We start from the raw sequence: 23,734 nt of genomic DNA on the forward strand, positions 1-23,734 counted from the left end.
GAAAATATAAAATGAGAGATATAATGAATTTGAATGTAAAGAAGATTGCTTTTGGAGCAGCAGTGGTATTTTTTACCAATTTTGCGTTTGCGCAAACTGTACAGGATGGTATTAATAGCATGGACAGTGATAAGTTTGCTCAGGCAAAAACTAATTTTACAAATATGATTGCTTCAGCTCCCACGGCTGAAAACTATTTCTATTTAGGAAATACATATTTAAAACAAGGAGAACCTGATTATGCGGCAGCTACAGATAACTTTAATAAAGGTCTTGCTGCGGATAAAAAAAGTTATTTAAACAGAATTGGCCTGGCTACTGTTAAGCTTGGTAAAGGAGATAAAAGTGCTGTTGCGGAAATTCAAAGCATCGTATCTGATTCAAGAGAGAAGGATGCAGAAGTTTTATTTAGAGCAGCAGAAGCTTTAACGTTATTCGAAAAGAATAACTCTCCGGATTTAGCTATTCAATATCTGAATAAGGCTATTGAAAGAGCCTCTAAAAAAGAAGTTCCTGCACATTATTACTATACGTTAGGAGATGCATACCGATTGAAAAGAATGCCGGGAGATGCGATGTCTGCTTATGATAAGGCTCTTCCTTTAGCTAAAAATAAAGCATCAGTTTATACAAGAATCGGTACATTATGGATGGCAGCACAACAATGGCAACAGGCTAAAACCAGCATTGATAAAGCTATTGCTACCGATCCTACTTATGCTCCTGCTTATAAAGCTTTAGCTGCTTACGATATCCGTTATCAGCAAAATGCTAAAGCAACTCAAGATCTTATTAATTACACGAAGTATGCAGATGAAGATCCATATACCCAATTAGAAATTGCTAAACTTTATTTTACCAATGAAGATTATGCTAACTCTAAGCAGGTGTTAGATAAGATTTTTGATAAAATTAATGATCCGATCAAATTTAAACTAAGAGCATATCAATTATATGCTGACGGTAAGTATGCTGAAGCTAAACAAAATATGGATAATTTTGTTTCGCAGGCAGATAAATCAAGAGTGCAACCTGCGGATCAAGGTTTACAGGGACTTATTGCTGCGGGCTTAGCTAAAACAGAAACTGATGCTGCTAAGAAAACTGCATTAACCACTGAAGCTCAGCAAAAGATTGCGATTGCTAAAGCGGCTAAAGATGAAACTTTGAAATGGGATATGGAGCTGGCGAAAATTTCAGGAGGAGGAGCTGCTTCTCAGGCTGATGTAGATGCTGGTCCTACGAACCCGGTAATTGAAGGTTTAAAGCAAAAAGTAGCGGCTAATGCTCAGGATACTGATTCTTTATTTAAGCTGGCAACTGCTTATCAAGAAGCAAAAAACTGGAATGGTGCCATCCAGACATGGCAGAAAATGAATGCACTACTTCCTGATTGGGCACCTGGTTTTTATAGCTTAGGATACTCTTATCAGCAGGCAGGTAATAATGATGCTGCGAAAATTGCTTACGAAAAGTTCATTAATACTGTGAAACCCGCAGATCAGGAGGCTAACAAGCAAACTCTTGCTTACGCTTATTTTGCAGTGGCTTATATGAATAAAGATACTGATCTTGCAAAAGCAAAAGAGTATGTAGCAAAATCTGTTCAGCTTGATCCTACCTATCAGGATGCTATTAAGTTGAATGCAGAGATTAATAAATAATTACAATAAAAATAATCAGATAACTTCCCATTCTTTATGTTTGGGAAGTTTTTCTTTTAAGTCTTATCTTTGTTGATATGAAAACAGATATATTAGCTTTTGGTGCACATCCTGATGATGTAGAACTAGGCTGTGGCGGGACAATTGCAAAAATGATTTCGGAAGGTAAAATTTGTGCTATAGTTGACCTTACAAAAGGTGAACTTGGTACAAGAGGAACTGAAGAAACACGAAAAGCCGAAGCTGCAGATTCAGCTAAAATTCTTGGAGTAACCGCCAGAGAAAATCTTGGAATGAAAGATGGTTTTCTGGAAAATTCTGAAGAGTATCAAATGAGGATCGTAAAAATGATTCGCAAATACCGACCGGACATCGTCTTGGCCAATGCAATTGATGACAGACATCCGGATCATGCAAAAGGAGCGAAATTAGTGTCGGATGCATGCTTTTTAGCAGGATTAAGGAAAATTGAGACTGTTCTTGAAGGTGAAAACCAGGAAGCGTGGAGACCAAAACATGTTTTCCATTACATACAGTGGAAAAATATTGAACCGGAATTTGTTATTGACATAAGTGAACATCTTGATAAAAAGATTGAAGCATGCATGGCTTTTAAAACTCAATTTTATGATCCGGATTCGAAGGAGCCGGAGACACCAATTACTTCAAAAGACTTTTTCGAAAGCCTGACTTACCGTGCACAGGATTTAGGCCGATTATCCGGAGTGACTTATGCTGAGGGATTTACGTCTAAGAAGTTAATTGCGCTGAAAAATTTTGATGGAATTGTTTGGTAGTTAAAAAATCTTTCCTATATTTGCACTCACAAAACGGTGATTGTAGCTCAGTTGGTTAGAGCGTCGGATTGTGGTTCCGAAGGTCGTGGGTTCGAGACCCATCATTCACCCTGGTTATCCTGCTTTTTTAAGCAGGATTTTTTATTTTATATATTTATTGAGAAATTCTCTATCACTTTATCAATTTGCTTATTAAAATCATTATGTAAAATATTGTTTTTATTGCTTGATATTGTATAAAAAATTAATCTAAAACAATTAAAATGAGAAAAATATAATTTAATTACTTTTTTTTGATGAATTAAATAAAATTATTAGTATTATTAATAATATATTTAATTATTCCGTATTTTTGTGAACTTAATTTAAGGATTAACCAACTTATATTTTGCAAAACTTCAGATGAAAAAAAGATTATCAACACTTATAATTTTTTGTGTTTTAAATTTACTTAAAGCACAGGTAGGGATTAATACAACTTTACCAACGGCTACGCTTGATATTGTTGGTAAAAATCAAGGAGGTGTAGCAGATGCTAAGGATGGTATCGTCATACCTAGGGTCAGCAAAATTACTAACGTTTCTGGAAATGCTAAAGGTCAAATGGTATCTTACAGCCAATGATGTAAGTTTGGTTCCCGGATATGTATTTTGGGATGGTACAAATTGGAAGCAATTAGGAGGAGCTTCTCTTACGTTGTCAAATTTCTCTGCTTCATCACCATTAATTTACAATAGTACAACAGGTAGTTTTTCTATTAATCAGTCAAATAGTTCCTCTAACGGATATTTGTCTTCTGCTGATTGGAATATTTTTAATGGTAAGCAAAATGCTTTAAGTTTTTCTACGGGGATCACTCTTGTTTCCAATACAGTCTCTTTAAGCCCTGCAACAGCAACATCTCTTGGTGGAGTGAAAGCAGGAAGTGGTATTAATGTGGGGAGTGACGGAACAATAAGTATTTCACCAAATGTTAGCAGTTTTAGTGGCGGAACAACAGGATTTACTCCTTCTACATCAACCACAGGAGCTGTAACTTTAGCAGGAACTTTAAATCCATCCAACGGAGGGACAGGTAATTCCTCTATACCTTCTTTAGGTACGATATTGCAAGGCGATGGAAGTAAGTATCAAATTCTATCACCAGGAACTCCAGGACAGGTATTAATGTCAAACGGATCAGGAAATGCAATAAGCTGGAAAACGCCCTTTACTTCGAGTGTAGCGGAAATTTATGATACGGCTGGTACACAATCGTTTTCGACTGCTACAGGATTTACAACAATGTTGATTAATACTGCAGGAATTGTAGATAGTGGGTACACGGCTGGTAGCGGAACCATCACAGTTGCTAATGCAGGAAAATATAAAATCACGTATAGAATTTCTGCTGCTGTTACTACAAATTCTCATGCAACCGGTGAATATAAATTACAGGTGAACGGAAATGATATTGCGGGAACAGCAGGCTTTACATACCATAGAAATAACGCTGATTCAAGGGGAACAGTGACGGTGACAAAAATATTAAACTTAAATGCCAATGATGTCATAAGAGTTCAGGGAAAAGTAGTTAATTCAAGCAACAGAACATTACAATTGATGGCTAATGGATCATCATTAATAATAGAAAAATTATAGTTTTTAAAATGAAAATTCTAATTACTCCAAAAATAATATTTCTTATAGCTGTTTTAACAACAATTAAGCTATTTTCACAGGAAACGATAAATACAGCAACAGGATATTCTGCCGCTGCGGAAGGTAATTTATATAAAGCAACCGACAACGGACAATTGTATATAGGGCTGCGTGATGGTTCCTTACAATTGATAGGTGCAAATATTGTTACAGATAATGTTTCTTTAACAGGAAACGGAACTACAGCAAACCCTTTAAAAATAGCACAAAATAACGCGAGTGATCAACAAGTGCTTACATGGGATTCAGCAAGCAATATGTGGAAACCAAAAACTCCTGCTGCTGCTTCTAACTGGCTGGTTACCGGAAATGCCAACACTGACAACACCAATTTTCTGGGGACTATTAATGATAGGAAGCTTCAGTTGGTGTCAAATAATACACCTATGCTAGAAGTAGGAAAAAGACAGACATTGGGGCTATATGACTCCACCACTACAGGTCTATATCCTTATAATCAGCCTGATGCATCAGTAATGTATATCCGTGGTACAAACGGAAATTCTGCTTTGGAATTTGAAGCCAATGGCGCAAGTTTTTACAAACCTGTGTTTTTCACGGATGCTAATGGAAATTTCGGATTAAGAGGTTCTTGTGCCGGAACTGATTTTTTTGAAATGGGAAGTAGTGGAACATCTAACAATGGGAGATTCGATTTTGTGATAGGAGATGATGGGGATGAACCTTTTGTGTTCAGTAAATACAATCGTGATACATCTAGTAAGGTAGAACTCATGCGTTTATCCGGTACAGGATTAGATACCAATGTAAGAGTGGGCATAAATACAGGAGCTCTTGCTAACTCTACATTACAGAATAATGGATCATTGGCTACATCTACTTTTAAAACGACTGGTGCTTTAACTCTTAATGAGACCCATTTTACCATAATACTTGGTGGGAATCATTCAATTACTCTTCCCGATACAAGTAATTGTAATTGTACTGGAAGAATCTATGTGATTAAAAATCCTACAAATAATACCCCTTCGATTTCTTCATATAAAAATCTGTCAGGGAGTTCTGTCAACATAATCTCAGCAAATTCAATCTTATGGTTACAGAATGATGGAAGTAATTGGCAACGAATAAATTAAATGAAATGAAAAGAATTTATTCTATTTTTATTCTTGTTGTTATGAATTTTTTTGCTTTCGGACAGGAAACGATTACTTCTGCAACAGCTATGACTTCTGCGGCAGAAGGTAATTTATATAAAGCTACCGACGATGGACAAATCTATTTCGGATTAAGAAATGGTTTGCTTAGCCAAATAAATCCTTTTTTTTCTGCGAGTATATTTTCTGGAAGCGGAACGTTGGCTGATCCCTACCGTTTGGCACAAATGGGCGCCACCAACGGCAAAGTATTATCTTGGAATAATACGACAAATATATGGTCGCCCGCTGCAGATGCGGCTACAAGCAATTGGTTTTTGGCAGGAAATACGCTTGATTCTAATGCAAACAGTTTCTTAGGAACTAAAAATAATATCCGATTGCAGTTGCGTTCTAACAATACACCTATGCTGGAAGTGGGTACAAGACAAACATTAGGATTATATAATTCCTCCAGTACGGCATTATATCCCTACAACCAGAGTGAAGCATCCTTAATGTATATTCGCGGCACAAACGGAAATTCGGCTTTACAATTTGAAGCAGATGGAGCAAGCTATTACAAGCCGGTGTTTTATACTGATGGTAATGGAAATTTCATCATGAGAGGCTCTGCAGCATCTAGTGATTTCTTTGAATTGGGAAGTGGTGGTTCATTGAATAATGGAAGTTTTAATTTTTTGGTTGGTGATGATGGAAATGAGCCCTTTGTTTTTTCTAAATTTAATTATACTTCATTGTCTTATGTAGAAATGATGAGAGTACAGGGTACAGGACTAAATAATAGTGTTAGGATTGGAATTAATATGAACGGGACTGTTCCTAATTCTACATTACAGGTTTCAGGGTCGCTCTCCCTCCCAATTGTTATCACTTCTTCAGCATTTGTATTGACTGAGAAAAACTTTACTGTAATTTTAGGTGGTAATCACAACATTACTTTACCTAATGCGAGTGAATGTACAGGAAGAATGTATATTATCAAAAATCCTACATCAAGTACTCCCTCAATATCAAACTATAAAGATATTATGGGAGCAGATATTAATAAAATTGCGGCTAATTCAGTCATATGGATTAAAAGTATAAACAACATCTGGGAACAAATAAAATAATCAGCTGTTTGTTGTTTTCAAATGTTTAAATGAATTTATTGCCAGTCTCAAAAATGGAGAAAACCGGCAATAAATTTTATTTTAAAGCAAGCAATATTAGTCTGTTCTGAAGTTTACTTTTTTAACAATATCTTTAGTATATGATTTCTTTATTTTGGTAGTTTCAAATGACTTTATAAGACCATTTCCGGAAGGATCGGAAACATATTTATTAAAAATTAACGAATATTTATTCTCAGTCCATGGTTTATCGGGAACAAAATACCATTCCGTGTCTTCTGATCCGGGTAGAAGTTTTCCATCAATAATTATATCGGTCTTGTATATGTTTATAGAAATTCCGCCAAGGATAGAATAAAGGTCCATAGGTTTATCAAAAACAATTTTTAGTTTTTCCCGGGTAATTTTCTTGGGTGAATTAATACTATCTCGCAGAATTTTTGGACGGCTCGCTATCGACTCAATAATTTCAAATTCTTTTGTAAAAGGTTTTACTTTTGAGTTTCTATGTAATGTTTTTATTTTGTCTGTAATCTCCAAATAATATTTTTTTCCTACATAAAAAACGTCGCCTAAATTATCATAATACGAAATCCCGCTTTTTACTCTTCCGGGGTGAATCATCAACATTAAAATCTTATCATTGATCCATCTGCTTTTATTAAGCCAGACGTGAGGTACAATTTCTTTATTTTCGTCATATAAATTCACATATCTGAAAGCAGATTCATCTTCCATCATTGGTTCAGAAAATTCAATATAAAAAGTCAGTATATTTTTGGGGATTTTATTGCTTCTTGGAAAAATTTCTTTTATTATGATCTCATTGCTGATGTTAAAATTAACGGATGGAGTTTTATATAAACTTTTTACGGTATCATTTTTATAATAAAAGTGAACATTAAATGAAAGTCCATCTCCCAATTCAAACTGAGGCTCAAAAAATAGGGTGTCTTTTACTTTGTAATGAGTTCCCAGCAGTGGCGTTTTAGATTCTTTTCCCTCCTGAATCATAAAAACTTTTAATAAGTCTGAGGGTTGTTTGTCATTTTCTTGAACAGGAAAAGCTTTAAATAAAGGCTTATTCGGCTTTTTCGTCTCAATATATATTTGTTGTGAATAACTGAAATTATACAAAAGGATAAAGAAAAATATAAACAGATGCTTTAGATTAACTATTGTTATTTCTTTCATAGACTAAAAGTTAACATTAAAGAATAATGTGCGAACTTTTGATCCGCACATAAATTCAGATTTATTTATTAAATTACTTTTTGATGAAAGATTTAGAATCCAGATCTATCCCTTTATTGCTGATCTTTAGCAAATAATTTCCTGTCTGTAGATCTGAAATTGAGATTTTTTTAATGATTGGATCAAGTGTTTGTTTTCTGATGAACTTTCCATCATAACTATAAATTAAAACTTCTACATTTTTGTAAAGCTTATCATCATAGAAAATATGTAAAACATCGGATGCTGGGTTTGGCGAAATATCAAACTTACTATTTTTAGCATTTTGTTCATCAACATTTAAAGCTGCTGTACAAACACTAAGTTTTGCTAATGTTTGAGAATCTGCAGACAATGTAAGAATTTCGCAAGGTGAATAATACGCCATCGAAGCGAAATTTCCGGGGAAACTCGTCATTTCTTCTGTCGTGAGGTTTGAGTTTATATTGCCAAAAACATCCCTTAAATCAACTGAATTATTATTATAAGTATTATTCGTAAAAGGAGTTCCATCAAGAAATTTCTTTCCAATTCTATAGATGGTGTTATTAGACCAGTTGTTGTGCAGATCTAATAGATATGCATCTGTTCCATTGTTGATTGCGATTGTTTTTACCGAGTAATCAGAGACGACATTAAATGATTCGCGTACCGTAAACAGGCCTGAATTGCTGGTTAATGAGGATACAGTTTCCGAAAAACCAGGTGCGCAGGTTGTAGTACCGCATAAATATTCAATATTATTAATTTTTATATAATTAAGTGTTTCGAGCGGAGCATTGGTGATGTATGTATTTCCCCAATTGGACTTAAACATTGTGGTTGACCTTTTCGTAATCGTGGTATTATGGGTAAAGGGGGCAGATATATAACCCAGCTCACCATGTAAAGTATTATGATTACTTGATACAAAAAGTTTATTACCGCCCCAGGTTATATCCTGAAAAGCACAATTTGCACTGGTAAAGTTTAAGGCACAATAAGGCATTGTATTAAAATTCAAAGCAGTAATCGTATTTCCCGCATTAGTAAGTTTCACAAAATATGGCGTTGTGTTTACCATGGCCATTACATATACAGAATTGGTAATAGGATTTACCTCAATATTTTTTATTGAAGTAATGGTCTGTCCAATTGCAGCTCCTATTCTTGTTTTTACGTTGGTAGACGTAGTTAAAATAGTATTTGCCGCTTTATCTGCGGGATTACTGTCATTTACATCAACAATAAATACCTTACCGCTAGCATTATTTGTTGCAACTAACGCAACACTGCTTCCGTCACTAATCAGTTTAAAATTTGTAATTGTTCCGGAAGTAATCATGGTTCCTGTCTGAGGAGATACCATTAAGGAATTTTGGGCAAAGCAGAACGCAGATGCCAGAAGAAGAACGAGTAAATTTTTTTTCATGCTTGTTATATTTAAAAAGTTAATTTTATTTCATAAAAAATCTTTTTTGGTTTATTGTGTTATTTATATTTGATAGATTAATTAATATATTACTAAGAAAAGTTTGTTTTGTTGTGAAATGTTTAATTAACTGTTATTTAATTTAAATTTTAATTAACGATTATAATAAATATTTCAAATTAATCTAAATAAAATTCTGTAAAATTATATGCGTAGCATTGCATTTGTGTATCTAAATTTTTCTAAGAAGTAAGGAAATAAGTTACAGGAAACAAAAAAAGCATCTTTTTCCAGATGCTTGTGTTTTTAATATTGTTAAAATATTTTAAACTTCGTCGTCAGAATCGATTGTGAAAGATCTGCTTTTGAAGTCTTTGTCGTGCTTTTCTGATATTACATCTTCGCCTTTTTCGTTAATGATGAAATCTGTGGATTCATTGAACATCTCCTGAAAACTTTTAAAATCTTCTTTGTAAAGATAGATTTTGTGCTTCTCGAATGTAGCTTCTCCATTCTCTCCGAAGTTCTTTTTACTTTCGGTAATCGTAAGATAATAATCTCCTGCTTTCGTCTCGCGCACATCAAAGAAATAAGTTCTTCTCCCTGCTTTTAACACCTTAGTGAAAATTTCATTTTCATGGCGTTCCTTGTATTCACTCATTGTTAGATATTTTTTAATCTTGTTAGGAACAAATATAAAAGTTTTCTTTTAATCACAAAATTTTTTTTATGATTTATTTAACATTTGCGAATGAATGAGCTATGCAGTTACGGAATTGCTAATTTCTGTGAGGTTGAGAATTTTATCTGCTCTTTGAGCGCTAGACTCTCTGTGTGTGATAATTATAGTGGTGGCATTATGAATTTTTCTGTCAATATTTTCCAGTATATTCTGTTCGGTTTCAGTGTCTAAAGCAGAAAGTGAATCATCAAAAATGATAATATTCGGATCTTTAATTAATGCCCTCGCGATACAGAGCCTTTGCTTCTGGCCTCCCGAAAGCATTACACCACGTTCGCCAACCATTGTTTTGTACTGTTCTTTAAATTCCACAATATTCTTATCGACATCGGCGATTTTTGCATACTCAACCACTTTTTCATGGGTAGGGTGATCGATGGCAAAACCAATATTATTTTCAATAGAATCGGAGAAAAGATAACTCTCCTGAGGAATATATCCGATATAGTTTCTGTAATTGTCTAAATTGTGTTCCTTTAAATTTTTTCCGTCAACTAAAATTTCTCCTTCTGTGGGATCAATAAGTCTGCAAAGCAATAATGCAATCGTTGATTTACCACTTCCTGTTTTCCCCATGATCGCAAGAGACTCTCCGGCTTTTACCGTGAAACTGAGATTTTCCAGCGCTTTAATTCCCGTATTCGGATAAACGTAAGAGACATTTCTGAATTCGATATCCCCTTTAATAGGATAATTTTCAAAATTTTTGTTAATGATTTCAGATTTCTTATCCATAAATTCATTGATCCTTTGCATGGAAGCTTCTGCACGCTGATTCACTGAAGTTACCCATCCTACCATTGAGAAAGGAAATATCAGCGTATTGATGTACATAAAAAAATCTGCGATTTTACCGATGCTCAGCTCTCCTGCGATATACTTCTGACCGCCAATCCAGATGATTGCTACATTAAGAAGTCCGATGACAAAAAGGATGATGGTGAAAAAATAAGCTTCCGTTTTGGCAAGATCAAGCGCTTTATCCTGATAATCGGTAACTTTTACCCCATAATTTTTTTCAATATATTTTTCGCGGGCAAAGAATTTTACCACACGGATTCCCGAAAAACTGTCCTGCACAAAAGTGGAAATTGCTGACTGGCTTTTCTGCATGATTTTCGACTTTTTATTAATAATAGAACTTACCTTATAAATAGCATACGACAAAATCGGAAGTGGAAGTAATGTCCATAAAGTCATCGAAACATCCGTTTTAAGCATATAAATAGCTGTAATGACAACTAGAACCAGCAAATTGGCCACGTACATTACACCCGGTCCCAGATACATTCTTACCGCAACAACATCTTCACTAAGCCTGTTCATGAGATCACCAATCGTTGTCTGCTTGTAATCTGTTAACGATAAATCCTGGTAATGTCTGTAGATTTTGTTTTTTAGCTCATATTCAATTCTTCTTGAGGCGACAATAATGGTCTGCCGCATCATAAACGTGAAAAATCCGGTGAGCAGTGAGCACCCTACAATAATTGCAACATAAACCAAAACCTGTCTGTTAAAGCCTAGGTTCCCGTTTCTTGTAAGCTCATCCACTGATTTTCCTACAAACTGTACTTTATATATATTAAAGAAATTACTGGCAATGATAAATAATACCCCCCAAAATAATAATATCTTGTGCTTCCAGAAATAAGGGTTTAGAGTTTTTAGCGCTTTCATAAACTTTTACAAATTTACAAAAATGTCATCACACTGCGAATTTCATAAAGTTTAAATTTTGTATCTTTGCACCCATAAAAAGCTCTTTGAATGTTAGGAAGACGACAAATCCGTGAAAAAGTAGTACAGACTGTGTATTCATATTACCAGAATCCTGTAAAGTTTGATGTGTTAGAAAAAAATATGTTTGCCGGAATAGAGAAAATCTATTATCTCTATATTTATGAGTTAAACTTTTTGGTTGCTCTTAAAGAACTGGCAGAGCATCAGATAGAAATCGGTAAGAATAAATATATTAAGACCGATGCTGATACTAATCCTAACCAAAAATTCATCAACAATCAGGTCCTTATAAAACTGGAAGAAAATCCTGAAAGACTTTTCTTCACCGGTCAGCATAAACAATTAAAATGGGATATGCATGACGATCTTCTGGTAAAAACTTTTCAAAGAATGACCGCAGGAAAACGGTATCAGGATTTTATGAAAGAAGAAGGATATTCCTTCGAGGCAGATCAGAAATTTATCGGGAAGCTTTTCTTACGTTACATTGCTGAAAATGATGATTTTCATGATTATCTTGAAGACAAAGAACTTTCATGGTATGATGATATTCACATTGCCAATTCAATGGTACAGAAAACGATCGGATTCCTGAAAGAAGATGAAGAAAGCAGAACTTTAATTAAAATGATTAAAGATGATGAAGATAAAACTTTCGCCATTAAGCTTTTAAGAAATACATTAGACAGTTGGGAAAACAATGAAAAGAAACTTGGAGAAAGACTTGAAAACTGGGATCTGGAAAGAGTTTCATTGATGGATAAAGTGATCTTATCAACGGCTATTGCGGAGCTTGATAATTTCCCTTTTACACCTTCCAGAGTGATCATTAATGAATACATCGAGATCGCAAAAGTATTCGCTACAGACCGTTCCAATATTTTCATCAACGGGATTTTAGACAAATACTGCAAAGATTTAAATAGAATATAAATATTTCAATATGAAAAAGACGTTATCAATTATCGCTTTATCAGTAATAGGCTTTGGTTTGGTTTCTTGTAAAAAAGAAAACAAAGAAACAGCAAATACAGAAACTGCTGTAAGTTCAGATTCTGCTTCAACTGGAACTGTAACTCCTGCAGCGGGAGACTCTGCTGTCGCTCCGGTATCATCCGAAGCTGCTGCACCTGCATCCAACCAGCCAATGACTACCGTTGCTCTTTCAGAAAGCAACTTTGACTTCGGAAAAATCAAAAAAGGAGATAAAGTAGAACACGTATACGAAATTACAAACACGGGAAGCAATCCTTTAGTAATTTCAGAAGTAAAACCGGGTTGCGGATGTACGGCTCCTGACTTTACAAAAGAACCGATCATGCCGGGTAAAAAAGGAAAAATTACTCTACATTTCGACTCTACAAATTTTGACGGAAACGTAAATAAATATGCAGATGTTTTTGCAAACGTAGAAAAAGCGCCTATCAAATTAACATTCACTGCGAATATCCAACCATAAGATTATGAATTTATTATCAATTTTTTTACAGGCACCCGCTCAGGGAGGTAACTCTTCCATGATGCTGATCATGATGGGAGCGATGTTTGTAGGGTTTTATTTTTTAATGATAAGACCACAAATGAAAAAGCAGAAGCAGGAGAAAAACTTTCAGGAAACCCTTAAAGTGGGAACAAGAGTAGTGCTTACTTCAGGTCTTCATGGAAGAATTGCACAGGTTCAGGAGGATGGTTTCATTATCGAAACTTTGTCAGGAAAACTGAAATTTGAAAAAGCGGCTGTTTCAAGAGAATTTACAGAAGCTCGTTTTGGAGATAAAGCGAAGGCTGGAGAAAAAACAGCTGAGAAAAAAGAAATTGAAGCTGAGAAAAAATAATTTTCTGATTACAATATTCCGTTTCGGCGGGGTGAGCAAAGCTCACCCCGCCGAAACTTTTTATACCCGGAATATGATTTAAAAAATAATATCTTTGCTCCATGAATAAAAACACAAGTAAATCCGTTCTCATTCTCGGTGCCAATTCAGACGTTGCCAAACAATGTATGCTGCAATATGTACAAAAAGATTTCTCCGTTATTGCGGCTTCCAGAAATATTCTGTCCTTAGAAAAATTCGTTCAAGAAAATGAGTTGCATTCAAACGTTTCAGTATTGCATTTTGATTCCGCTGCATTTGATTCTCACCAGAAATTCTATGACGAACTTCCCGTAAAACCTCATATCGTCGTGTATGCTGCAGGGTTTTTAGTTGAAAATAAAAAAGCATTAACAGATTTCAAAAGTACACAGCAGATGATGATGGTGAATTATATGGGAGCTGTTTCTATTCTGAATATTATTGCATCAGATGAAACCAATAAGAATTTAGAAAGAATCATCGGATTATCATCACTTTCAGGCGTTCGCGGAAGGAAGAGTAATTTCGTGTATGGAAGCACAAAAGCGGCTTTTACTACTTATTTAGCGGGTTTAAGACAAGAGCTGACTTCGAGAAATATTAAAGTTAATGCTTTAATAATCGGTTATATAAGAACAAAGATTAATGAAGGTTTACAGTTAAACGAATCTTTAATCATGGAACCGAATTACGTCGCAAAATTCATTGTCAATGCCGGGAATTCCTTTACCATTGTTCCGAATTTGAAATGGAAAATGATTTATTGGATTTTAAAAATGTTGCCGGAAAGCCTCGTTGCGAAACTGCCTTAATAGGAGCTTTTGTAAATATTTGTACAAATATTTACACAAATATTTGTAGGTTTGTTCAAAATGATATAATTTTAAATAATAAAAGTAACAAAAAACCACCTGCTCCGGCAGATGGTTCCTAGAAGTACTACTTGACTTCTACCCAGAATGCGTAGACTCCACTTTTCTTACAGATTCTTGTACCATTACGAGTGATACATTTTCTGTAGATTTTGATATAAGTCTTACCCTTTATTTTTTTTAATTCGTCCATTGCAGTGGGTTTGTATTAAAAAAGGTTAGTCTTAATAATTCTCGAGCACTAACTCGAGAATTTTTGTAAATACATTCTAAGAGATTTAAACTCCTCAACTTATTCCGGAGATAAGCCTCTAACAAATCTAATTGTTTAAGACTTTCTTAAACAATTAGTGTAAAATTAATGAATAGGAAATGTAATTTCAAGATTATTTGTAAAAACACATTCAAAATGTGAGAAAAGTTATCCACATTTGCATAGAACTCCTTTGAATTAGGAGCTAACAAAGATTTATAAAGAGAATTTTAATAATTTTTATTAAAAAAATTAAACAAACCCTATAAAAGTGCTTATTATTAGATAATTAAAATTAAACGGTTACTGCAACCTCTCCAGCGCCTTCATCATATCAATTCCTTTACCCAGAACAGGTTTAAACAAATCACCTTTCTCTTTTATCCTGTCCAAAGCATTATGAATATTAAAATCAGTAGGCTTAATACCCTTTTTCAATTCATTCCACTCTAAAGGCATGGAAACTGAAGCGCCTTGTTTTGGGCGTAAGCTGTAAGCGCTCGCCAATGTCTGTCCCGTTCTGTTCTGAAGATAATCAAGATAAATTTTATTGTTGTCTCTTTTCTGAAGACTTCTTTCCAGTGTAGTGATTTTGGGAAGTTTATCTTGCACCTGCTTCATCAGGATGTGTGCAAAATCTTTTACCTGGTCAAAATCATACTTGCCACCCATAGGAATATAAATGTGAATTCCCGTACTGCCGGAAGTTTTACAATACCCTTCCACTTTAATAGATTCTAAAACCTCATGTACCTGAATAGCGGTTTCAATCACATCATCAAAAGTATTTTTCTTGGATGGATCCAGGTCCAATACAAGAAAATCAGGGTGATCAAGATCGGGTAGGGAAGAGTTCCAGGGATTCATGTCGATGCAGCCTAGGTTATTAAGATAAGCAAGCGTAGCCTTGTCATTACAATAAATATAATCAATGTATTTATCGTTCGATTCTGAATATACCTGTGTTGTCTTTATCCAATCTGGAATATTATCACTGGCATCTTTCTGATAAAAGTTCTGTTCTTCAATACCATTCGGAAAACGGTTTAATGAAAGCGGACGGTTTTTTAAATGTGGCAGAATATAGTCAGCCACCGACTGATAATACTCAATCACATCACCTTTGGTGACATCATCCTGGGGAAAATACACTTTATCCTGATTGGTCAGTTTCACCTTGTGCCTGTTCAGGGTTACTTCTTTATCATTTTCAGAAAGTTTTGTTTTTTTAGGAGTTGTAGATGCTTTCATGTCTGTTGTATTTTCGTTTACTTCATGTATTTCACCTTCAGAATTCTTTACTTCTTCCGGCTCTTTATCTTCACGGATGGCCACAAAAACCGGATGCCTGAAGATACCATCCTTTGTGATTTCAGAATATTTTATCTCGCAAACCAGTTCAGGTTTTGTCCATGTTACGGGCATATTGGTCTTAGGTTTAGTCTCAAAAGGAGAACTCTTTACAGTTATTTTCTTCAATCTTTCATGAAGTTCTTTAATCGATTCACGGTTAAATCCCGTTCCCGTATGTCCGGAATAGGTAAGTTTTCCGTCAATGTATTTCCCCAGAATCAATGCGCCGAAACCTTCTCTTGATCCGCGGGGTTCCGTAAATCCGCAGATGATTGCTTCTTCTGTATTCGTAAACTTTATTTTAAGCCAGTCGGAAGTCCTGTGATTTTCGGTGTACTGACTGTCCGCTTTTTTAGCGATCATGCCTTCCAGTTTCATCTTTTTCATTTGCTTAAAAAAGTCAATACCTTTCTCCTGGATATGATCACAATATTTAATAACGTCCGTTTCAATTAAAGCTTCCTTCAAAAGTTCCTTACGTTGAACCAGCGGTAGTTCTTCTGTAGAATGCCCGTTCAGCCAAAGGATATCAAAGACCTGATAGACAAGAGCAAGATCCGGATTATCACCAATCTGCTGCAACAGCTGAAAATTGGGTCTGCCGTTTTCGTCATACGCTACGATTTCACCATCGAGAATCATTTTGTGTTTCTGGAGGCTAAAATCTTTTGTCACTTTCTTAAACTTGGATAAAAATGATATCCCGTTGCGGGAATAGAATAAAGGTTCTTCTCTGAGGTCTGCAACCGCACGGTAACCATCCCATTTTATTTCAAAAATCCAGTCTTCATCATCAAATGCTTCGTCATGGGGTTTTGCCAGCATAGGTTTGATGAAATGTTCTAATTTTTTTTCATCAACCAGATCATTAAAACGCTGAAAACGCGGTTTTGTGTCGTTATTCGTTACTTTTTTGCGCTGACTTTTGGGCTTTTTTTTTCCTCTAAAAATTTCGTTACCAAAGAATTCTTTGCCGTATTTTCTTCTGCATCATAATCGCTCTCTGCAAAATCATCTTTATGTTTGATCAATAGCCATGAATTCTCTTCTGTGTTTTTCATTTTTACTAAAGCAAATTCACCCTTCAATTTTTTTCCGTGAAGGATAAATTTCAACGAGCCTGCATGAAGTTCTTTCAGCAGTTCTTTCTCATCAGAAAGTTTTGAATTCTGATCTAAAGGTTCGTACGTTCCGCTGTCCCAGATTTCTACCTGTCCGGCGCCATAATTTCCTTCAGGAATATTTCCTTCAAAATCTTTATAATCATAAGGATGATCTTCCACCATCATGGCGAGACGTTTATCTTTCGGATCCAGTGACGGACCTTTCGGAACGGCCCAACTTTTCAACACGCCATCCATCTCAAGCCTGAAATCATAATGCAGCCTTGATGCAGCATGCCGCTGAATCACAAAAATCAGCTTGTCTTTGCTCTTTTTGGTTTTTCCTTCGGGTTCGGTAGTTTCGTTGAACTTTCTCTTTTCGTTATAATCTTTTAAAGCCATTATGATGCGTTTTTAGATTTTGGACTTTGTAAGCTGGCTTTCAGCTGCGCCATAAGGTCAATTACTTTACCTTCCTTAGCCGGTTCAGCTTTTTTAGCCTTAATATTTTTTCCTTTAGCTTTCTGTTTAATGATTTTCATTAAAGATTCAGAATAGGTGTCTTTATACATTTCGGGATCAAATTCCTGGGAAAGCTGCTCAATCAGGCTGATGGCCATTTTAAGCTCTGCAGGCTTAGGTGGTTTTTTGGCTGGAATCTTCAGGTCGCTGTAATCTCTTATTTCCTGGGCAAATCTCAGTCGGTTTAGCACAAGAACATCATCATTATAAGGACGGATCATTCCGATTGCTTCGCTTTCACGAAGAACAAAGGTGCCTACGCCTACCATCTCTGTTTTTGATAATGCTTTGAGGAGAAGCCGGTATGCATTCTCGCCGTTTTTTTGAGGTTCCAGGTAATAAGGATTTTCAAAGTAAACGGAATCCACTTCAGATTCCTTTACAAACTGGTCAATAGAAAGTATTTTAGATTTTTCCGGGCTTGCTGCCTCGTAATCTTCTTCATCAAGAATGATGTATTTATCGTCCATGAGATAACCTTTCACAATGTTCTCCCATTTCACTTCCTTTCCAGTGTTTTCATTTACCCTTTTAAAGCGGATATTCGAAAAATCAGATTTATCAAGCATGTCCAGATCCAGTTTGGTGGTTTCTGTTGCCGAATAAATCTTTACAGGAATATTTACTAAGCCAAAGCCAATGGCGCCGTTCCAGATTGCTTTCATTGTAATTTGATTTAGCTAAAATCTACAATGATTGTGCCGTGCAGAATACTTTTGAATGATTGTGGTATGCGTTAACGATTTCATAGGCAGTATTTTGCCTTTGTAAAGTCATATTTACTTTAAATAATTGATTTTAACCTGCTGCAAAGAACCATTTACCTTCTGCAAACCCATTTTAACCCTATGCAAAGTGCTATTAATGTTTAATAATTGATTTTAACCTGCTGCAAAACGTTATTTACCACCTGCAAATTTATTTTAATCACCTGCAAAGCAATATTTACCTCGAATAATTAGCTTTAACCTGTTGCAAAACACGATTTATTATATCTGAACTCATTTTGAAAATTTCTGGATTCGTCAATTCGAGTGTTTTTTCGTAGCAAAGTGGAGAAAAAATGTATCGAGAATAGATTATTTTCAAAATTAATGAACTTTTGGAGATAATTTTTTCAAATCTGCGAAAAGACGAAATAGCTCAAATAAACTAAGGGTGTTTTTTACTGAAAATATTTTATTTTTTTGAATTAAGATGCAAGTGAAATTATTTTCTATATTTGTTCTACTAAAACAAATGCAAATGTATGTAAAACAAGAAGAGTGCCTTCCGTTGGCGAAGGACTTATACCAAAGTTTCCAAAGAGATTTCAACGATTTCATGGCCGAAGATCATAATTACACCACGGCTTATCTAAAACTTTTTAATGCAAAAATAAATGAAGTTGAACAGCAGGAATTTAACAATTCTGTATTGACTCGGCAAAAGCAGACTACCCGGGAATTGTACCTTCTGGGAGATCAGATCAGACTGCCGCTTAAGAAGCTCAACCTCAGAATAAAAAGAGCGAAATTACCCACCAATCTGGTAACAGATATCTCAGCAGATATCCGCAACCGGAATTTTGAAGGGGTCGCTGATAAGCTCCAGAGACTGATCCAAATTTTATCGGACAATGCGTCGCAGATGCAGGTGGCCGGTATGAAAGATGATGTTGTTCTTTTGCTTAAAGAAGCACGGGTTGAGATTGCAGAAAAAGCAGACATGCAGACACAAATGATGAAGGAAGTATCGGGAAAATCCGATGAAACCCGTCATTTATACAAAGAACTTGAAGCTTTTATAAGACACATCTGTGAAGACGGAAAATTAATATACGAAGGCACACAAAAGGCGGATGAATACACCATCAAAAAAATGATTGGCCGTCTGCATAAAAATGCCGGGAAAGGTACCGACAAAAATGTGGAATCACAAAAATAGGTAGAGATGATTACGAAAATTGAAGAGATCAGTGATCTCGAAGAATTCGGTTTCGACCTGGTCCGATTCCACGTCTATTTAGGGAAAACCGACGGAACAGATGTAAGTGTACCACTGACGGTTTATATGTGGGAAGTAAGAAAATTCATGAACATCCATGAGCATGAAGCGGCGGCCTACATAAACAAAATAAGCGCAGGACTGAGATGTTATGGTGTGAAGGACGGCAAAATTTTAAAAGCGCTCCATGAAGATGGTTTCCCAATTCATTTTTTCGTGGAAAAATATGTGAAAAGTATTCCTCAGGAAAAAATTGATAGGCATATTGCGTGGGCCGAAAGCAAGGAAACTGTTTATTTGCCTGAAGGGAAAAGCATCAATGCTGCTCGGGATTTCAGTTTTTCATCTTCTCATCTGAAGCGCATGATGTTTGCAGAAACTGTAGATGAGTTGGTACAGAAAGAAATACAGAAGTTTTATCCTGATTTCTTTACAAATGCCGATACATGGAAATATGCTAAATATAACGAGACATTAATGAAAGCGGTAAACAATTTTGTTGATAAAATGGATGATTTCTTTACCAACGAATTACATGTCAGGAAATAATAAAGGCGGAGAAATTTTCTCCGCCTTTGTTTTATGCTTTTGGATTCAATTTAAGTTCAAGCTCATCCAGCTGTTCATCTGCAATGGCAGCCGGCGCATCAATCATTACATCACGTCCAGAATTATTTTTTGGGAAGGCAATGTAATCCCTGATCACTTCGTTTCCGTCAAGGATTGCTACAAGGCGGTCAAATCCGAACGCTAAACCACCGTGTGGCGGAGCGCCATATTTAAAGGCATTCATTAAGAAACCAAACTGTGCCTCAGCCTCTTCTTTGGTGAAACCTAACAGGTCAAACATTTTAGACTGAAGGTCTTTATCAAAAATTCTGATAGAACCTCCACCGATTTCGTTTCCGTTCAGTACCATATCGTAGGCATTGGCTCTTGCTTTCCCCGGATCTGTTTCCAGTAAGTGAATATCTTCAGGTTTTGGAGACGTGAAAGGGTGGTGCATCGCGTGGTAACGTCCGCTTTCTTCATCAAATTCCAATAATGGGAAGTCTACCACCCAAAGTGGAGCAAATTCGTTTCCTTTTCTTAGTCCCAAACGGTTTCCAAGCTCCATTCTCAAAGCGGAAAGCTGGGTTCTTGCTTTATTTTCACCTCCGGAAAGAATCAACATTAAGTCTCCTTCTTTAGCTCCGAATTTTTCGATGATTTTAGATAAATCTTCCTCGTTATAAAATTTATTAACTGAAGAAGTCTTCACGCCATCATTCTGGAATTTCACCCACACCATTCCTGAAGCACCGATCTGAGGCCTTTTTACCCAGTCTACAAGTTCATCAATTTGTTTTCTGGTGTAATCTGCACATCCTTCCACATTAATTCCGACAACCAATTCTGCTTCGTCAAATATTTTGAAATCTTTTCCTTTTACCAAATCGTTCAGTTCCACGAATTCCATTCCGAAACGGATATCCGGTTTGTCGTTTCCGTATTTCTGCATGGCATCAGCAAACGTCATTCTAGGAAAATCTCCGAATTCCTGACCAGTAATGTCTTTCAACAAAGTTTTGGTCATTCCTTCAAAAACATTCATCACATCTTCCTGCTCTACGAACGCCATTTCACAATCGATCTGTGTGAATTCCGGCTGTCTGTCGGCTCTTAAATCTTCATCACGGAAACATTTTACGATCTGGAAATATTTATCCATTCCACCCACCATCAACAACTGTTTGAAAGTCTGAGGCGATTGTGGCAATGCGTAAAACTGTCCCGGGTTCATTCTGCTTGGCACTACGAAATCCCTTGCACCTTCCGGAGTAGATTTAATTAAAACCGGAGTTTCAACTTCGATGAATCCGTTGTCTGAAAGGTAGTTTCTTACTTTCTGCGCCATTTTGTGACGGAAGATCAGCTTTTCTTTTACAGGATTTCTTCTGATATCAAGATAACGGTATTTCATTCTCAACTCTTCACCACCGTCTGTTTCATCTTCAATGGTGAAAGGCGGAAGCTGGGATTCATTAAGAACCGTCAGTTTTTCAACAAGAATTTCAATTTCACCCGTTGGAATATTTGGGTTTTTACTTACTCTTTCAATCACTTTTCCGGTCACCTGAATTACAAATTCACGGCCCAGCTTTTTTGCATTTTCCATCAGTTCTGCGGTAGAACGCTCCTGATCGAAAACCAATTGTGTAATTCCGTAACGATCCCGAAGATCTATCCAAATCATAAATCCTTTATCACGGATGGTTTGTACCCATCCTGAAAGTGTAACTTCTTGATTAAGATGTTGAAGAGATAATTCTCCGTTGGTGTGCGATCGAAACATAAATTATTGGTTTAAAGTTCTAAAATTTAAAGTTCAAAGTTCTGAGTTTAAGGTTTTGAATATCAAATCTAAAACATGAAATGCAGAACGCTGAATTTTCCGTGTGCAAAGATATGATTTTTGAAGGTTTTTAAAACAAAAAAACTCCCTTTCGGAAGTTTTTGATCTGAGCTTTGATGGTATTGGTTTGTTTTTATGTTGAATTTTAAAAAAAACAATTCATGATTTGTTATTGGGAAAGGCTTTGAATGTTAGCTTTCAATCCACTCCAGCGCTTTTTCAAGAACTTCATCTTTGTTGTTTTTAATACCTTCCACAGTAGGCTTTACTTCAACATCAGGAATGATTCCTATTCTCTGGGTTTCTGATCCTTCCGGGGTATATACGCCGATGCCTGTTATTTGTGTAGAAACTTTTCCCGGCAGTGTAAAATAAGAAACGTCACCGTCTGCACCTGCGGTCTGTGATCCGAAAACTTTTGCATTGGGTGATTTTCTGAAGGCCATGGTGTGATATTCTGCACTGCTCTGTGTCATTTCGTTGATGAGGATAGCAATTTTTCCTTTGTAAAAATCTTTATTGTCGGTCCCTACCGTAATGGCTTCCTGCATAGTGAAATCTCCTGGCTGCATTATTGACGGTACTGTGAATCTTGCAAATTTTTCAGGATGGGGCATCAGATATTTTCCAAGCTTGAAAACATAAAACTCGGCCGGGTATGCTCTGATATCAATTATCAGACCTTTTGTATTCTTTATCTTTTCAAAAATGTCCTGAAAATCTTTTGATTTTACGGTTCCTAAATTAATATAAGCGGTTTGTTCATTAATCATTTTAAAGGGAGTTGCAGACTTTTGCGTATAATTTATTCTGTTAGGAAGATAGGTTTGGAGGGTTGTTGTTTTCTCTGTTTCGTCACTGAGATATTTAAGATCAGTATACATATCATTAGAACTTAAAATTTCAAAAGATAATTTTCTTAATAATGTGGGATAATTTGATGCCGGCAGATACTTAGAATAGTCTTGAATGATTTTTTCGATTGGTTTATGGTTAATCTCTAGAATGACATCTCCGGTTTTTAATCCTGTTTCTTTTCCAAGATTTTCATCATAATAGCTTTTTACAACAGCTTTGTTTTCTACAAAGACGACTTCTAACGGAAGTATCCTATCTCCGAAAAAGTGGCGCGTTACGGCATTGTAAATTCCTCCATGAGAATCATTGATGCGTGCTGTAAGCTCCAGGCAGGCAAGATTGTAATCTGTTCCATCTGTAGCAGATAAAAATTTGGGAATAAATTCTCCTAAAACCTCTTTCCAGTCTTTCCCTATTGCGTATCGGTAAGGAAAATAATACTGAATGATGTTCCAATAACGATACAGGCTCAACAGCCGATATCCTGCGTCCGGGGAAATCATTGTGGAGTATGGGTTTTCGTTTGCAAACGCAGGATTGCCATCTTCTAATAATGAGACGTAATGATTTTCATCTTTTCTTTCAGCATTCTTTACGTTTAATAAGATATCAGTAAGTTCTTTTGAAAAGCCGGAAGACGTGATCCAGTCAAGATCAGCTTTCATTTTAAGATTTTCAGGGGTGGTATAATTTTGAGTCTTAAAGTCTCCGAGACTTTTAATCCAGTTTGTTATTAATTTGTCATGTTGTTCAGGAGCAGTATCGGACAATTTAGGGATCAATTTAAAAAGTTCAGCGTCCCAGTCGTATTTCCCCGCGGCAACAGTAGGGTGATAATATTTCAGAAATCCCCAGATCATTCCGAGTTGCTGAAGTTTTTTATTACCGATTTTATTTAATAATTCAACTGAAATTTTAGAACCATTATTAAATTCTGTTTTAGATGTTGTTTGGGCGAAAGAGAGTATCGTACAAAAAGTTAAAAAGATAATGATGTATTTTTTCATGGTA

22 protein-coding genes and 1 tRNA gene are annotated in these 23,734 nt (G+C 35.8%); 13 read left to right on the forward strand and 10 right to left on the reverse strand.

Annotated features, from left to right (window positions below; genetic code table 11):
- Positions 1 to 11: 11 nt before the first annotated feature.
- From AC3WV0_RS05985 to AC3WV0_RS06015, 7 genes are all read left to right on the forward strand, one after another.
- Complete coding sequence (locus tag AC3WV0_RS05985; RefSeq protein ID WP_488844877.1) at positions 12 to 1,664, forward strand: tetratricopeptide repeat protein; 1,653 nt, start codon at positions 12 to 14, stop codon at positions 1,662 to 1,664.
- Between the two features lie 77 nt (positions 1,665 to 1,741).
- Positions 1,742 to 2,461 (forward strand): bacillithiol biosynthesis deacetylase BshB1, encoded by a 720-nt coding sequence (gene bshB1, locus AC3WV0_RS05990; protein ID WP_488844879.1) that lies wholly within the window; start codon positions 1,742 to 1,744, stop codon positions 2,459 to 2,461.
- A 35-nt stretch (positions 2,462 to 2,496) separates the two neighbouring features.
- Positions 2,497 to 2,572, forward strand: a tRNA-His gene (locus AC3WV0_RS05995).
- 291 nt (positions 2,573 to 2,863) lie between these two features.
- A complete protein-coding gene (locus AC3WV0_RS06000) occupies positions 2,864 to 3,085 on the forward strand; it encodes a hypothetical protein (RefSeq protein ID WP_488844880.1) in 222 nt (73 codons plus the stop codon).
- Entirely contained in the window at positions 3,051 to 4,103 is a 1,053-nt protein-coding gene (locus tag AC3WV0_RS06005; RefSeq protein WP_488844882.1) for a hypothetical protein, read from the forward strand. Before AC3WV0_RS06000 ends, AC3WV0_RS06005 begins: the two co-directional genes overlap by 35 nt.
- Positions 4,104 to 4,111: 8 nt before the next feature.
- Positions 4,112 to 5,260, forward strand: a complete 1,149-nt coding sequence (locus tag AC3WV0_RS06010; protein WP_488844884.1) for a hypothetical protein — start codon at positions 4,112 to 4,114, stop codon at positions 5,258 to 5,260.
- A gap of 5 nt (positions 5,261 to 5,265) precedes the next feature.
- Positions 5,266 to 6,396, forward strand: a complete 1,131-nt coding sequence (locus tag AC3WV0_RS06015; protein WP_488844886.1) for a hypothetical protein — start codon at positions 5,266 to 5,268, stop codon at positions 6,394 to 6,396.
- 96 nt (positions 6,397 to 6,492) lie between these two features.
- Here the strand turns inward: AC3WV0_RS06015 and AC3WV0_RS06020 are convergent, their stop codons facing one another.
- From AC3WV0_RS06020 to AC3WV0_RS06035, 4 genes are all read right to left on the reverse strand, one after another.
- The gene (locus tag AC3WV0_RS06020; protein ID WP_488844888.1) at positions 6,493 to 7,410 is read right to left on the reverse strand and encodes a hypothetical protein; all 918 of its coding nucleotides are present in this window, start codon (positions 7,408 to 7,410) and stop codon (positions 6,493 to 6,495) included.
- Between the two features lie 253 nt (positions 7,411 to 7,663).
- On the reverse strand, positions 7,664 to 9,040 hold the full coding sequence (locus AC3WV0_RS06025) for a T9SS type A sorting domain-containing protein (RefSeq protein ID WP_488844890.1): 1,377 nt from the start codon (positions 9,038 to 9,040) through the stop codon (positions 7,664 to 7,666).
- Positions 9,041 to 9,365: 325 nt separating this feature from the next.
- Entirely contained in the window at positions 9,366 to 9,701 is a 336-nt protein-coding gene (locus AC3WV0_RS06030; RefSeq protein ID WP_027375472.1) for a DUF3276 family protein, read from the reverse strand.
- 99 nt (positions 9,702 to 9,800) lie between these two features.
- Entirely contained in the window at positions 9,801 to 11,462 is a 1,662-nt protein-coding gene (locus AC3WV0_RS06035) for an ABC transporter ATP-binding protein (RefSeq protein ID WP_488844892.1), read from the reverse strand.
- Between the two features lie 90 nt (positions 11,463 to 11,552).
- On the opposite strand from AC3WV0_RS06035, the gene AC3WV0_RS06040 reads away from it, so the two are divergent.
- The 4 genes from AC3WV0_RS06040 (at position 11,553) to AC3WV0_RS06055 (ending at position 14,193) form a co-directional block, all read left to right on the forward strand.
- Positions 11,553 to 12,458, forward strand: a complete 906-nt coding sequence (locus AC3WV0_RS06040; protein ID WP_488844894.1) for a transcription antitermination protein NusB — start codon at positions 11,553 to 11,555, stop codon at positions 12,456 to 12,458.
- A 10-nt stretch (positions 12,459 to 12,468) separates the two neighbouring features.
- Positions 12,469 to 12,984 carry a DUF1573 domain-containing protein gene (locus tag AC3WV0_RS06045; protein WP_089998384.1) on the forward strand — a complete coding sequence of 172 codons (516 nt, stop codon included), beginning with the start codon at positions 12,469 to 12,471 and terminating at the stop codon, positions 12,982 to 12,984.
- A 4-nt stretch (positions 12,985 to 12,988) separates the two neighbouring features.
- The gene (gene yajC / locus AC3WV0_RS06050; RefSeq protein WP_488844896.1) at positions 12,989 to 13,360 is read left to right on the forward strand and encodes a preprotein translocase subunit YajC; all 372 of its coding nucleotides are present in this window, start codon (positions 12,989 to 12,991) and stop codon (positions 13,358 to 13,360) included.
- Positions 13,361 to 13,461: 101 nt separating this feature from the next.
- Positions 13,462 to 14,193: an SDR family NAD(P)-dependent oxidoreductase gene (locus AC3WV0_RS06055; RefSeq protein WP_488844898.1), complete on the forward strand. Its 732-nt coding sequence runs from the start codon at positions 13,462 to 13,464 to the stop codon at positions 14,191 to 14,193.
- Between the two features lie 127 nt (positions 14,194 to 14,320).
- Here AC3WV0_RS06055 and AC3WV0_RS06060 read toward each other — a convergent pair whose 3' ends face one another.
- The 4 genes from AC3WV0_RS06060 to ku form a co-directional block, all read right to left on the reverse strand.
- Positions 14,321 to 14,446 carry a hypothetical protein gene (locus tag AC3WV0_RS06060; RefSeq protein WP_488844900.1) on the reverse strand — a complete coding sequence of 42 codons (126 nt, stop codon included), beginning with the start codon at positions 14,444 to 14,446 and terminating at the stop codon, positions 14,321 to 14,323.
- Between the two features lie 363 nt (positions 14,447 to 14,809).
- Positions 14,810 to 16,684 carry a DNA ligase D gene (gene ligD, locus AC3WV0_RS06065; protein ID WP_488844902.1) on the reverse strand — a complete coding sequence of 625 codons (1,875 nt, stop codon included), beginning with the start codon at positions 16,682 to 16,684 and terminating at the stop codon, positions 14,810 to 14,812.
- Positions 16,685 to 16,764: 80 nt separating this feature from the next.
- Positions 16,765 to 17,364: a DNA polymerase ligase N-terminal domain-containing protein gene (locus AC3WV0_RS06070; RefSeq protein WP_042721660.1), complete on the reverse strand. Its 600-nt coding sequence runs from the start codon at positions 17,362 to 17,364 to the stop codon at positions 16,765 to 16,767.
- A complete protein-coding gene (gene ku / locus AC3WV0_RS06075; RefSeq protein ID WP_488844904.1) occupies positions 17,364 to 18,149 on the reverse strand; it encodes a non-homologous end joining protein Ku in 786 nt (261 codons plus the stop codon). The genes AC3WV0_RS06070 and ku overlap by 1 nt, the downstream gene beginning before the upstream one ends.
- Positions 18,150 to 18,729: 580 nt before the next feature.
- On the opposite strand from ku, the gene AC3WV0_RS06080 reads away from it, so the two are divergent.
- Both AC3WV0_RS06080 and AC3WV0_RS06085 read left to right on the forward strand, forming a co-directional pair.
- Positions 18,730 to 19,410: a hypothetical protein gene (locus tag AC3WV0_RS06080; protein ID WP_488844906.1), complete on the forward strand. Its 681-nt coding sequence runs from the start codon at positions 18,730 to 18,732 to the stop codon at positions 19,408 to 19,410.
- A gap of 6 nt (positions 19,411 to 19,416) precedes the next feature.
- The gene (locus AC3WV0_RS06085) at positions 19,417 to 20,019 is read left to right on the forward strand and encodes a hypothetical protein (protein ID WP_488844908.1); all 603 of its coding nucleotides are present in this window, start codon (positions 19,417 to 19,419) and stop codon (positions 20,017 to 20,019) included.
- Between the two features lie 31 nt (positions 20,020 to 20,050).
- Here AC3WV0_RS06085 and aspS read toward each other — a convergent pair whose 3' ends face one another.
- Together aspS and AC3WV0_RS06095 are read right to left on the reverse strand one after the other, a co-directional pair.
- On the reverse strand, positions 20,051 to 21,805 hold the full coding sequence (gene aspS / locus AC3WV0_RS06090; protein ID WP_488844910.1) for an aspartate--tRNA ligase: 1,755 nt from the start codon (positions 21,803 to 21,805) through the stop codon (positions 20,051 to 20,053).
- 251 nt (positions 21,806 to 22,056) lie between these two features.
- Positions 22,057 to 23,730, reverse strand: a complete 1,674-nt coding sequence (locus tag AC3WV0_RS06095; protein WP_488844912.1) for a S41 family peptidase — start codon at positions 23,728 to 23,730, stop codon at positions 22,057 to 22,059.
- Positions 23,731 to 23,734: the final 4 nt, after the last annotated feature.

The sequence above is a fragment of the Chryseobacterium sp. 27AL genome (genome assembly GCF_057815395.1).